Source organism: Lacticaseibacillus sp. 866-1 (assembly GCF_016861825.1).
Lineage (GTDB): Bacteria > Bacillota > Bacilli > Lactobacillales > Lactobacillaceae > Lacticaseibacillus.
This window is the reverse complement of record NZ_BOLU01000040.1, coordinates 1-12,608: the sequence shown is the minus strand read 5'-3', so window position 1 is coordinate 12,608 and position 12,608 is coordinate 1. Positions and strand designations below refer to the sequence as shown.

Annotated in this window: 9 protein-coding genes, 5 tRNA genes and 1 riboswitch; of the genes, 12 read left to right on the top strand and 2 right to left on the bottom strand. The window is 55.5% G+C overall.

Going from position 1 to position 12,608, the window contains the following annotated elements; genetic code table 11:
* The first annotated feature begins 60 nt into the window (after positions 1-60).
* From JUE30_RS10515 to JUE30_RS10495, 5 genes are all read left to right on the top strand, one after another.
* Positions 61-132 (top strand) — tRNA-Asn (locus JUE30_RS10515).
* A 5-nt stretch (positions 133-137) separates the two neighbouring features.
* Positions 138-226, top strand: a tRNA-Ser gene (locus JUE30_RS10510).
* Positions 227-234: 8 nt separating this feature from the next.
* Positions 235-306: transfer RNA gene (locus JUE30_RS10505), tRNA-Glu, on the top strand.
* A 5-nt stretch (positions 307-311) separates the two neighbouring features.
* A tRNA-Val gene (locus JUE30_RS10500) sits at positions 312-384 on the top strand.
* 13 nt (positions 385-397) lie between these two features.
* Positions 398-471: transfer RNA gene (locus JUE30_RS10495), tRNA-Asp, on the top strand.
* Positions 472-514: 43 nt separating this feature from the next.
* Here JUE30_RS10495 and JUE30_RS10490 read toward each other — a convergent pair.
* Positions 515-1,156 (bottom strand): hypothetical protein, encoded by a 642-nt coding sequence (locus JUE30_RS10490; protein ID WP_203624806.1) that lies wholly within the window; start codon positions 1,154-1,156, stop codon positions 515-517.
* A gap of 119 nt (positions 1,157-1,275) precedes the next feature.
* A riboswitch (SMK box riboswitch) is annotated at positions 1,276-1,364 on the top strand.
* Here JUE30_RS10490 and metK point away from each other — a divergent pair.
* The 6 genes from metK (at position 1,362) to JUE30_RS10460 (ending at position 8,975) form a co-directional block, all read left to right on the top strand.
* Positions 1,362-2,546: a methionine adenosyltransferase gene (gene metK / locus JUE30_RS10485; protein ID WP_125755073.1), complete on the top strand. Its 1,185-nt coding sequence runs from the start codon at positions 1,362-1,364 to the stop codon at positions 2,544-2,546. Its footprint overlaps the riboswitch before it by 3 nt.
* A gap of 63 nt (positions 2,547-2,609) precedes the next feature.
* The gene (locus JUE30_RS10480; protein ID WP_203624805.1) at positions 2,610-4,073 is read left to right on the top strand and encodes an MDR family MFS transporter; all 1,464 of its coding nucleotides are present in this window, start codon (positions 2,610-2,612) and stop codon (positions 4,071-4,073) included.
* An 80-nt stretch (positions 4,074-4,153) separates the two neighbouring features.
* On the top strand, positions 4,154-4,897 hold the full coding sequence (locus JUE30_RS10475) for a MurR/RpiR family transcriptional regulator (protein ID WP_203624804.1): 744 nt from the start codon (positions 4,154-4,156) through the stop codon (positions 4,895-4,897).
* Positions 4,898-5,144: 247 nt separating this feature from the next.
* Positions 5,145-6,506 (top strand): PTS sugar transporter subunit IIC, encoded by a 1,362-nt coding sequence (locus JUE30_RS10470; protein WP_125755070.1) that lies wholly within the window; start codon positions 5,145-5,147, stop codon positions 6,504-6,506.
* 91 nt (positions 6,507-6,597) lie between these two features.
* Complete coding sequence (locus JUE30_RS10465) at positions 6,598-8,040, top strand: 6-phospho-beta-glucosidase (protein ID WP_203624803.1); 1,443 nt, start codon at positions 6,598-6,600, stop codon at positions 8,038-8,040.
* 11 nt (positions 8,041-8,051) lie between these two features.
* Positions 8,052-8,975, top strand: coding sequence for an ROK family protein (locus tag JUE30_RS10460; protein WP_203624802.1), 924 nt, complete (start codon positions 8,052-8,054; stop codon positions 8,973-8,975).
* Between the two features lie 48 nt (positions 8,976-9,023).
* Here JUE30_RS10460 and JUE30_RS10455 read toward each other — a convergent pair whose 3' ends face one another.
* A complete protein-coding gene (locus JUE30_RS10455; RefSeq protein ID WP_203624801.1) occupies positions 9,024-9,707 on the bottom strand; it encodes a phosphatase PAP2 family protein in 684 nt (227 codons plus the stop codon).
* A 320-nt stretch (positions 9,708-10,027) separates the two neighbouring features.
* Between JUE30_RS10455 and leuS the strand changes: the two genes are divergently transcribed.
* The gene (gene leuS / locus JUE30_RS10450) at positions 10,028-12,436 is read left to right on the top strand and encodes a leucine--tRNA ligase (RefSeq protein WP_203624800.1); all 2,409 of its coding nucleotides are present in this window, start codon (positions 10,028-10,030) and stop codon (positions 12,434-12,436) included.
* Positions 12,437-12,608: the final 172 nt, after the last annotated feature.

The following is a 12,608-nucleotide window of genomic DNA, read 5'->3' as shown; positions in this document are numbered from 1 at the left end:
GCCGAGAGTAGTTGGTGGGTGACTGCCTGCGAGGGTAGGAAGCTGCCGCGCTTTTTTTATTCCGGATTAGCTCAGTGGTAGAGCACCTGACTGTTAATCAGGGTGTCGTCAGTTCGAGCCTGACATCCGGAGCTTATGGAGAGTTGTCCGAGTGGCCGAAGGAGCATGGTTGGAAACCATGTATACGGGTTTTCCCGTATCAAGGGTTCGAATCCCTTACTCTCCGTTGCGTATGGCCCGTTGGTCAAGTGGTTAAGACACCGCCCTTTCACGGCGGTAACATGGGTTCAAATCCCGTACGGGTCACTTATGGAGGATTAGCTCAGCTGGGAGAGCGTCTGCCCTACAAGCAGAGGGTCACAGGTTCGAGCCCTGTATCCTCCATTTTTTTATATTTGGTTCCATGGTCTAGTTGGTTAGGACGCCTGCCTGTCACGCAGGAGATCACGAGTTCGAGTCTCGTTGGAACCGCTAATTCAAAAACCGTTCATCCCAGAAGGATGAACGGTTTTTGTTAGCCATGGATGCGGATCAAAACAAAGGTGAGACTCAAGGCGATGCCCGCCCAAGTAAAAGGCAGCATGTTCGCTTTGATGCGGCGGGTGTTAAGAACACTTAACACCACCAGCACCGCCGCGCAAAAAGACAAGGTAAATTGCTGGAGCCAGTAGCCCGTCCCAAGCCCAGCTAGGATCAAGACTGCCAGGGCCCAAAGCGGGAGCTGATCGGCCCAAACGCTGAGCAAGAGCAGGGCATTGATCAAAGCGAAGACGACAGGCACAAGGGTCGTCAGGCCATGGGTGAGGCTTGCGCTCAGCATGAGTTGAATGAAGGTGACTTCAATCAGCCAACCGGAAATCGCGGATTTGGCGCTCATTTTTTGGGTGGCAAGCAGCCAACCCAGGCCCGCCTGAGCAAGGGCGAGGGGCAAAAGCGCCCACTGGTTACTGCTCCCGATGATCGCCAGAGTGAAGGCCGCAATCGTCCAAGTTCCTGGGCGCGCCGTGGTGGCAAGCGCCGCCAGGGCGATGGTGAGGCCAAGCAGCGCGAGAAACGGCCAGTCATGAAAGCTGAAGTTCGCCCAGTTCAGCAGAAGCGGCAGGGCCGCAGCTTGAATGAAGCGGCTCACAGTGAGCACACTTTTTTGTATCGTCATAGGCAAATTCCTTTCGTCACGTGTCCTATCATACCGAAAGGGTAGACGCGGTGCAAAAGTAATTTGGCTGGAAGCTTGCCTAACGCGTTAGATTTAAGGGTGACCCTGTGATAAGATTAGACAGTTGCAAAGAATTCCCGATGGGATTCAAGACGATGTGTCTTGGAGATGCCTTGTAACCGAAACAATAAGGGGGAAAAATAAGATGCAGGAACGACATTTATTTACTTCGGAGTCGGTCTCTGAAGGACATCCAGATAAAATCGCGGACCAGATTTCGGACGCCATTTTGGATGCAATGCTGACGCAAGATCCAGATGCCCGTGTGGCGTGCGAGACGACTGTGACGACGGGGCTGGTGCTGGTGGTCGGAGAAATCTCGACGAGCGCCTACGTCGACATTCAAAAGACGGTGCGCGACACGATTCGGCGGATCGGCTACGACAAGGACTCCGGATTTGATCCGGATTCCGTGGGGGTCATGACCGCGCTTGATGAGCAGTCGCCGGACATTGCCCAAGGCGTCGATGACTCATACGAAGCACGAGAAGGCGAAGATGATCCGCTCGACCGTATCGGGGCCGGCGATCAGGGCATGATGTTCGGTTACGCGATCAACGAAACGCCGGAGTACATGCCGCTGCCCATCGAGCTGGCCCACCAGCTGATGCAGCGCATCGCTAAGCTGCGCAAAGAGGGCACTATCACCTATCTGCGCCCGGACGCCAAGGCCCAAGTGACCGTCGAGTATGATGACAACGAAAAGCCAATGCGGGTGGACACCGTGGTCATTTCCACGCAGCACGATCCCGACGCTACCCTGGAACAGATCCGGCAAGACGTCGAGGCCCAAGTCATTCGCGCAGTCATTCCCGCCAACTTGCTGGATGACAACACCAAGATTTACGTCAATCCGACCGGGCGCTTTGTGCTTGGCGGACCAGAGGCTGACTCTGGCTTGACCGGGCGGAAAATCATTGTGGACACCTATGGCGGGTTTGCCCGGCACGGCGGCGGTGCTTTTTCCGGCAAGGACGCGACTAAGGTCGACCGCTCGGCCTCTTACGCGGCGCGCTACATCGCGAAGAATGTTGTGGCCGCCAAGCTGGCCGATAAGATGGAAGTGCAGCTCGCGTACGCGATTGGCGTCGCACAGCCAGTGTCTGTCTCAGTCAACTGCTTTGGCACGAACAAGATCTCAGAAGAAAAAATTACCCAGGCCATCCGCGAAAACTTTGATTTGCGGCCGGCGGGGATCATAAAAATGCTTGACCTAAAGCGGCCGATTTACGAGCAAACCGCGGCTTATGGTCATTTTGGACGTACAGATGTTGATCTGCCGTGGGAGCACCTGGATAAGGTGCCTGAGCTGGCGAAGTACTTAGATTAACGAGAAAAGAGGCGGCCGTTCCGGGGGATCCTGGACGGTCGTTTTTTATGGAATGGAGTAAATATGTTAAGTAAAACCAAGCAAACTAACGTGGCAATTACGACAATCGCGATTTTTGTGGCGACCTTCATGACAGCAATTGAGGGCACCATTGTCGCAACTGCCATGCCCACCATCGTGGGAGACCTTCACGGCGTTCGCCTGATGAACTGGATCGTGTCGATTTACCTGCTGACAAACGCGATGGCCACCCCGATTTACGGGAAGTTCGCGGATAAAATTGGCCGCAAACCGGTGTTCCTGCTGGGACTGCTGCTATTTATCATTGGGTCCGCGGCTTCGGGTCTGTCGCAGTCGATGCCCATATTGATCATCTGCCGCGCTTTTCAGGGCATCGGTGCCGGGGCCATCATGCCGGTGACCTTCACCATCATCGCCGACATCTACCCCTATGAAAAACGGGCCAAGGTGCTTGGATTCAATGGTTCGGCCTGGGGCATCGCCTCGGTCGTGGCGCCGCTGTTGGGTGGGTTCATCGTCGATACCCTGTCGTGGCACTGGATCTTTTTCATCAACGTCCCGATCGGGCTGATCACGATGCTGCTGATTGCCGTGTTCTTTCATGAACAACACGAAACAGTGCCAGCGCCAGTTGATTACCTGGGGACGCTGTGGCTGGTCTTGACCCTGCTGTTTTTGATGCTGGGCTTTCAGGCGCTGGCGAGTGCCCATGGAATCGTCAACTTCTTGGGGCTGCTGGTCGCGGCTGGGGTGGCGCTTTGGTGCTTTGTCCGGCGCGAGCGGCGTGCCGCAGATCCGATCATCGATTTAAAGCTGTTTAAGAACCGGCCCTTTGTGGTCGCCAATGTGCTAGCCGCCCTGGTTTCGGGCGTTGTGATCGGCTACGAAACGTACATGCCCATGTGGGTCCAAGGGGTACTGGGGATGGCGGCCTCGTTTGGCGGCTTTGCCATCACGCCCAGCAGTTTGATGTGGGTCGTCGGCTCGTTTATCGCCGGCCGGTGGTTGACTAAGATGACGCCAAAGCGGATCTTGACGCTGGCCTTGCTAGATATTTTGGTGGGGATTGTGGTCTTATCCCTGGTGCCGGAAAGCACGCCTTATGTCGCCTTCTTGGTGATTGCAGCCGTGATGGGTTTTGGCTTTGGGATCGTGATCACGACGACCACGGTGCGGGCCCAGGCGGTGGTCAAACCGGAGGAGATTGGTGTGGCTACCAGCTTCAACACCTTGTCCCGCACGCTCGGGCAAACGCTGATGGTCTCGCTATACGGCGTGGTATTGAACCTGCGCATGGCGCAAGGTGTCGCAGCGCATCCTGATGTGAATATGAACATGCTGAACCGCCTGATCAATCCCCAAACCGCGGTCAGCTTGCCGAAGCACCTGCTGCCGGTGTTGCATGAGATCTTGTACTCGGGCCTGCACAACATTTACTTTTTCTCGGTCGTGATCGTCGTGCTCGGGCTGGCGTTCAATGCACTGGATCGGCCGGCGCGGCAATAGCATTCGCTGAAAAGAATTGAGAGTTGTATTTTGCGTTTCAAGCCGTCATGATAGAAGAAAAGGCTACAGGGGGCGCTGGGTTGTTCTCATACGAAAAATTGCAGACGCTGAATGAAATCGAGACGGCAATTTACAATTACGTCATCAAGCACGAGGCGGCAGTGGAAACCATGCCGATCCGCGAACTGGCCAAGCACGCGCATGTCAGCACAGCTTCGGTGCTGCGGTTTGCCGAGAAAATGGGTTACGACGGCTACGCAGAACTGCGCTTTGCGCTGAAGCAGGACCGCAAAGCCAAGGCAGCGGAATTTCAGGCCACCAGCTATGACTCATCGGTGCCGTTAGCCGACTTTTTCAATAAAGTGAACTCGGCTGATTTCAATAAGCTGATCGACGAGGCCTTGGCTATCGTGCAAAAGGCGCCACTGGTCATGTTCTTTGGGTTAGGGTCCGGAAACTCACTGGCCCAGTACGGTGCCCGGTTCTGGTCGAATGCGGGTAAAATTGCGCTGCCAGTCTGCGATCCGTTCCAGCCGTTTCCGCAAAGCAGCCCACTGCCGGCGGGCACAGTCGTGGTCGTGCTTTCGGTGTCCGGCGAAACGACCGAGGTGATCGATTTCGTCAACAAGGTGCGGCCGGAAGACGTGAAAATCATCGCAGTTACCAATTCTGGGGCCTCGACCTTGGCCAAGCTGGCGGATTTGACCATCGCTTACTTCATGCCGGAGATCAAGCACGCGTCGCTAAATTTGACGACGCAGGTGCCAGTGGTCTACCTGATCGAGCTGATCGGCCACCGCCTAGACGAACTCAATCACCAGTAAGGCTGAGGCCAGGCTTGACACCCGTTACATTCCTGTAACGGGTGTTTTTTCGTGAAACCGGTTTCTAAGCAAGCCAAAAGGGTAGCGCTTCCGTTCAGAAACCGGTTACACTTATCACTGTGATGAGCGCATCACATTGATTTCGGCCGAAATCATTCATTCGCAGGGCAACCTGCACAAGTGTTTAGCAATGATACATTGACTTTGCCGCTGATCTCGTTAGCGGCGGAAAGAATAGGTGAACATAATGGGGGATTATATCAACCAAAAAGTTTTGCCTAAGATCATGAAGTTCACGAGCACCCGTCCGATCACGGCGTTGAAGAATGGCATGATGTACACCATTCCTTTCATCATCGTGGGGTCCTTCTTCCTGATTTTGGGTTCGTTGCCTGTTGAATCATGGGCAAACTGGATGAACAGTACCGGCTTGGTGCCGTACTTCAATCAGATTTACAACTTCAGTTTTAACATCATGGCGCTGATTGCCGTCACCGGGATCGCGTACGAATGGGCCCGCGCTGAAAAAATCGATCCGCTGGCTTCAGGGATCACTGCGCTGCTGTCATTCCTGATCGTGCTGCAGCCTTCTAACCCAATCGTTAACCAGGCTGGCAAGACCATCGTGACCAACTCCCGTGGGATCACGGGCTGGATCGATACCGGCTTCTTAGGCGGCAAAGGGATGATTGCTGCGATCATCATCGGCCTGTTAACCGGCTGGATCTATTCTTGGTTTGTTAAGAACAACATCACCATCAAGCTTCCCGATTCAGTGCCGGCGAACGTTGCTAACTCGTTCATCGCGCTGATTCCAGCCGCCGTTCTGCTGACAGGCTGGGGCCTGGTTTACATGGCCTTCGATCACTTTGCTCACGAAGGCATGCTGCAGTGGCTGTACCAAGTCATTCAGACACCGCTGCAAGGGCTGACTGATTCCTTCGGTGGGGTCCTGGTTGTTTCCCTGCTGATCACGTTCCTGTGGTTCTTCGGGGTTCACGGTTCCGCCATCATTTCCGGTGTTATGACCGGGATCCTGATGTCCAACTCGACTGATAACGCCGCGCTGTTCCACTCTGGTAAGGCGCTGACGGTTGCTAACGGCGGCCATATCTTCACGCAGGCGCTGCTGGACCAGTTCGGGACTGTTACTGGTGCCGGTATCACTGTTGGGCTGCTGTTCTACATTTTGTTCTTTGCTAAGTCAGATCAGTTGAAGGCGCTGGGCACTTTGGAAATTGCCCCAGCGATCTTCAACATCAACGAGCCATTCCTGTTTGGGATTCCGCTGGTTATGAACCCTGTTCTGGCCATTCCGTTCATGGTTGTTCCAGCCCTTTCCATGTCGCTCACTTACTTTGCGATTAAGCTTGGGATAATTCCACTATTTAACGGGATATACGTGCCGTGGACCACACCCGCGATCTTCTCCGGGTTCTTGGTCGGCGGCTGGCGCACTGCCCTGTGGCAGGCCCTCATGCTGGCCATGTCCTTCGCGGTTTACTTCCCATTCATTCGCACCTACGACAAGACACTGCTCAAGCAGGAGCAGGAGAAGTTGGCTGAGGAAAATAAGGAAAAATCTGATACTGCAACGGCTCAGGCTTAATGCTGAACTAGTCTAATTAGTGCTTAAGCGTCCGGATCCCGTGGATTAAACACCGGGCTTCGGGCGCTTTGTTTGTTGAAAGGAGTGCCACATGGCAAAATTACGCAAAGATTTTCTCTGGGGCGGGGCAGTGGCTGCCCACCAACTGGAAGGCGGCTGGCAGGAAGGCGGCAAAGGCGTCTCCGTGGCCGATGTGATGACCGTGGGTGCAAACGGCGTTGAGCGCCGGATCACCGATGGCGTGCAGCCCGGCGAGAATTACCCCAACCATGACGCCATCGATTTTTACCACCACTACAAGGATGACGTGAAGCTGTTTGCCGAGATGGGACTCAAGGCGTTTCGGACCTCGATTGCTTGGACGCGGATTTACCCGAATGGGGATGAAACCGAGCCAAACGAGGCCGGGCTGAAGTTCTATGACGACCTGTTTGATGAGCTGCTGAAAAACGGCATCCAGCCCGTGATCACGCTGTCCCATTTTGAAATGCCGTATCACCTGGTGACCGAGTACGGCGGCTGGCGGAGTCGTAAAGTGATCGACTTCTTCGTCCGTTTCGCCACCACCGTGTTCAAGCGGTACAAGGACAAGGTGAAGTACTGGATGACCTTCAACGAGATCAACAACCAGGCCGACTACAACGCCAAGTTTGCGCTGTTCACCAACTCAGGGCTGCTGATCAAGCCTGGCGAAAACGCCGAGGCTGTGATGTATCAGGCGGCGCACTACGAAACCGTCGCCTCCGCCTTGGCCGTGCAAATCGGCCATCAGATCAACCCGAATTTCCAAATCGGCGCGATGATCGCGATGGTGCCGATTTATCCGGCCAGTCCTGATCCCCGCGACGTCTTCAAGGCCGAGCGGGCCATGCAGTCACGCTACTGGTTCGCGGATGTCCAGGCCAACGGGCGCTATCCAAGCTGGCTGACCGAGTATCAGAAGGCCAAGCAGATGAACCTGGATATCACGCTGGCGGACCTGGATGTGCTGAGAGCGGGCACGGTGGATTACATCGGCTTTTCTTACTACATGTCCTTTGCGGTCAAGGCCAAAAAGGATGAACCAGCCGCCTTTGACTACCAAGAAGGCATCGACAAGGTCGAGAATCCGACCGTTGAGCGCTCCGAATGGGGCTGGCAGATCGACCCGGTTGGCCTGCGCTACGCTATGAACTGGTTCAACGACCGGTACCATCTGCCGCAATTTATCGTCGAAAATGGTTTCGGTGCTGTGGACAAAATCGACGCGCAGCATCACGTTCACGACGATTACCGAATCGCCTACTTGAAGGCGCACATCGAACAGATGAAGCTGGCCGTCGAAGTTGACGGTGTCGATCTGATCGGATACACCCCTTGGGGCTTCATCGATCTGGTGTCAGCCGGCACCGGCCAGATGGATAAGCGTTACGGCTTCATCTACGTGGACAAAAACGATGAAGGTAAAGGCACCTTGGCGCGGTACAGGAAGGACTCCTTCTACTGGTACCAGCAGGTGATCAAGAGCAATGGTGAGAATCTGGACGCCAAGTAGGAGGCGGGCGCATGAAAACATTTGTCGGCTTTGACGTCGGCGGGACGACTATCAAGTATGGCTTAGTCTCGGCGGCGGGCAAGATCCTAGATCATGGGTCGTTTAAGACGCTTAAGCGCGCTTCGAGCAACGTCAATAAGATGGTCGGTGTGGTGACTGCGTATCAAAAGCAGCAAGCGATCGACGGCGTGGGCGTAGACGCGCCAGGCATTGTCGACAAGGCCGGGTACATGATCACTGGTGGGGCCATCGACAGCTTTTACCAGTACCCGCTGGGAAAGACCCTTCGTGACAAGCTGAAGCTGCCGGTAAAAGTTGAAAACGATGCGAATGCAGCGGCCATTGCTGAGCGCTGGCTGGGCAACGCCAAGGACATCGACGACTACATCTGCCTGGTTTTGGGCACAGGCATCGGCGGCGGGCTCGTCCTTAATGGTGACGTCTATCGCGGTGCGCATGGCATGGCCGGTGAAATCGGCTGGAGCATCACGCATGACTTGGATTTTCGCGATGACCTGGAAGGCGTTTCGCTCAACTATTCGGCTTCTGTGGTTACGGGGCTGGTGCGCCGCTACAACCTGTCGCTTCAGCACTATGATCCCAAGGCCAAAGCAGAACAGGACGCGGCGCAAATCATTGCGCTGGCCCACGAGGACGATATGATCGCCCAGCCAATTTACAGTCAGTTTTTGAGCGACGTGGTTGTGATGCTGATGAACCTGATTGGGACCCTCGATCCTGAGCGGATTTTGATTGGTGGTGGCATCAGCCAAAACGACCTCTTCATGCAAGACCTGCAAGGCCGCTTTGACGAGTTCATTGCGCGCCATCGCGGTCTAAGCAGCGCACGGCAAAGCTTTCCGTACCGCATCATGCCGGCGGGGCTGCGCAACAACGCGGGCCTGATCGGGGCGGTTTATCCTTTGACGAGGTAAAAAAAAAGGATTCGGACGGCTGGGTGGCCGTCTGAATCTTTTTTTGGGTTACGGGCGAGGGGCGCGTCCGGCCCAGCCGGTCGGTCCCACTGCAGTCAGCCACGGGTACATCAGCCACCACAGCAGCATTAGTCCGGCCAAGGCGGAACTCCAGCCGGCGAGCACGTCGGTGGGGAAGTGGACCTGCACGTAAATGCGCGAGACCCCGATCAAAACGATCATGACCACCGAAAAGCCCACCAGCAGGTGCCGAGCCCTCGGCAGCGACACCAGGCTAAGTGCGATCAGAATGACGGTGCCGTAAAGCAGCATCGAGCCGCTGGCGTGGCCGGAAGGAAAACTCCAGCCGCCCGCGGGAGTCAGCGGCGTGATGGCTGGGTCCTGGATGAACGGCCGGGGCCGGCGAATCCAGCTTTTCACGATATGGTTGAATAGGCTCATCAGGCAGATCGAGGCAAAGGCGAACCAGGCGTAGCGGCGCCGCCGGAAGTAAAAGAGGATGCCCGCGACGATCAGGCCCACGAGTACCACCACTGGCGGGTCGCCGAGGTTGGTGATTACCAGCACAATGGCGGTCAGCCACGCCGGCCGGTATGCTGTGACTAACTGGATCACCTGCTGGTCGACTGCCGCGATCCAGGCCGCGTGCGTGGTAACGCCAATTAAAATGGGGATAAAGACCGCTAAGCTGACTGCCGCAATGATCAGCGGATAAACAGGACGTTTTTTCATAATAGCTGATTTTATCATATTTGCGCCCCGGCGCGGCTTGTTTCAAGCTTAGGATTTTGCTATGATTGACCCAACATCGAACGTGTTGGGACGAGTAGGCAAGATGATTCACTGAAGAAAACAGGCGGTAGCTGCAAGCCTGCGTGAAGCCTGGCCGAACTGACCCGAGCAACGCACGCCGGCACTGGCCGTTATCCAGAAACGAGGGCTGCTGTTAGGCAGAACTTAGGTGGTACCGCGGCAAAAGCCGTCCTAACAATGTTAGGGCGGCTTTTGGCGTTTTTCCCGGCATGTTCGATAAATTCAAGGAGGCATTACGCATGTACGATCACAAGGCGATCGAGAAAAAGTGGCAAAAGCACTGGGCTGAGCACAATGAGTTCAACACCACAACGGATCCGAACAAGAAGAACTATTACGCGCTGGACATGTTCCCGTACCCATCAGGCCAAGGTCTGCACGTCGGCCATCCGGAAGGCTACACGGCCACTGACATTATTGCCCGGATGAAGCGTGCCCAGGGCTACAATGTGCTGCACCCAATGGGCTGGGACGCGTTTGGGCTACCTGCTGAGCAGTACGCGCTGAACACTGGCCACAATCCGAAGGGCTTCACGCACAAGAACATTGAGACCTTCAAGCGCCAGATCAACAGCCTCGGGTTTTCTTACGATTGGAACCGGGAAATTGCGACGACGGATCCGAACTACTATAAGTGGACCCAGTGGATCTTTGAGCAGCTGTACAAGCACGGGTTGGCCTATGAGGCGGAAGTGCCGGTCAACTGGAGTCCGGATCTGGGCACAGTGGTCGCCAACGAGGAAGTCATTGACGGCAAAACGGAGCGCGGCGGCTTCCCGGTCATCCGCAAGCCAATGCGCCAGTGGATGCTGAAAATCACCGCCTATGCGGATAAGCTGCTGGCCGATCTTGATGACTTGGACTGGCCAGAAAACATCAAGCAGATGCAGCGCAACTGGATCGGCCGCTCAGTCGGCGCGCAGATCACCTTTGACGTTCAGGGCACGGACAAGCACTTTGATGTCTTCACCACGCGTCCGGACACTTTGTTTGGCGCGACTTATGTGGTCATGGCCCCGGAGCACGAGCTGGTGGACGCCATTACGACCCCGGTGCAGAAGGCTGCAGTCGACGCGTACAAGGCGGACATCGAGCACAAGTCTGACCTCGAGCGGACTGACTTGAACAAGGACAAGACCGGCGTGTGGACCGGCGCGTATGCGACCAACCCGGTCAACGGGGAAAAACTGCCAATCTGGATCTCAGATTATGTACTGGCGACTTACGGTACTGGTGCCATCATGGCGGTGCCAGCTCACGACGACCGCGACTTCGCCTTTGCCAAAAAGTTTGACCTGCCGATCCGCGCCGTGATCGAAGGCGGCGACGTTGCTGACGCGGCTTATACCGGCGACGGCGTGCACATCAATTCCGATTTTCTGAACGGCAAGAACAAGCAAGACGCCATTGACGCGATGCTGCAGTGGCTAGAAGACAAGAAGATCGGCGAAAAGAAAGTGAACTACAAACTGCGCGACTGGGTCTTCTCCCGGCAGCGCTACTGGGGCGAACCGATTCCGGTCATTCACTGGGAAGACGGCGAAACCACACTGGTGCCTGAAGACGAGCTGCCGCTGGTGTTGCCAGAAGAGGCGGACATCAAGCCGAGTGGGACCGGGGAGTCGCCGCTGGCCAACTTGGACGACTGGGTCAACGTGGTTGATAAAAACGGCCGCAAGGGCAAGCGTGAAACCAACACCATGCCGCAGTGGGCAGGGTCCTCTTGGTACTTCCTGCGGTTTGTTGATCCCCACAATAAGGAAAAACTGGCTGATTACGACAAGCTCAAGGACTGGATGCCAGTCGACTTGTATATCGGCGGTGCTGAGCACGCGGTACTGCACCTGCTTTACGCGCGGTTCTGGAATCTGTTCCTGTACGACATCGGCGTGATTCCAAACAAGGAGCCGTTCCAGCGCCTGTTCAACCAGGGGATGATTCTGGGCGACAACCACGAAAAGATGAGCAAGAGCAAGGGCAACGTGGTCAATCCCGACGACGTGGTTGAGCAGTACGGGGCTGATACGCTGCGCCTGTACGAAATGTTTATGGGCCCACTGGATGCCGGTATTGCCTGGAGCACCACTGGCCTAGCCGGAGCACGCAAGTTCTTGGATCGTGTCTACACCACCTTTATCGATGACAACGGCAAGATGCGTGATCATATCACGACCATCAACGACGGCAAGCTGGACAAGGTTTACAACGAAACCGTCAAGAAGGTCACCGAAGACTACGATGCGCTGCACTTTAATACCGCCATTTCGCAGATGATGGTCTTCATCAACGAGGCGCGCAAGGTCGATGACCTGCCATACGCCTACGTGGAAGGCTTCGTCAAGCTGCTGGCGCCGATTGCTCCGCACCTGATGGAAGAAATCTGGCAGAAGCTGGGCAACGCGCACAGTCTGACCTACGCGCCGTGGCCGACCTACGACGAAAAGGCGCTGGTGACGGAGCAGGTTCAGCTGATGGTGCAGGTCAACGGCAAGCTACGAGGACACGTGATGGAGCCAGTCAACGTCGATCAGGCGCAGGCAATCGCCGATGCGATGACGATTGAAAACGTCAAGAAGTTTACGACGGGCAAGACCATCGTCAAGCAGATCGTGGTGCCAAACAAAATCGTCAATATTGTCGTCAAATAGTATTTTGAATGGTCCGACCCCGGTCGGGCCATTTTATTATAGAGGCTTTAGCCGGGCTCGCGCGGAGACGCGCGAGGCTCAAAACCACCCGCTGTGCGGGTGGAGTCAAATGAGTTATACGAAAAACTCTCCTCGTCGATTAGAATATGGATGTTCAAGGCCATACTACATA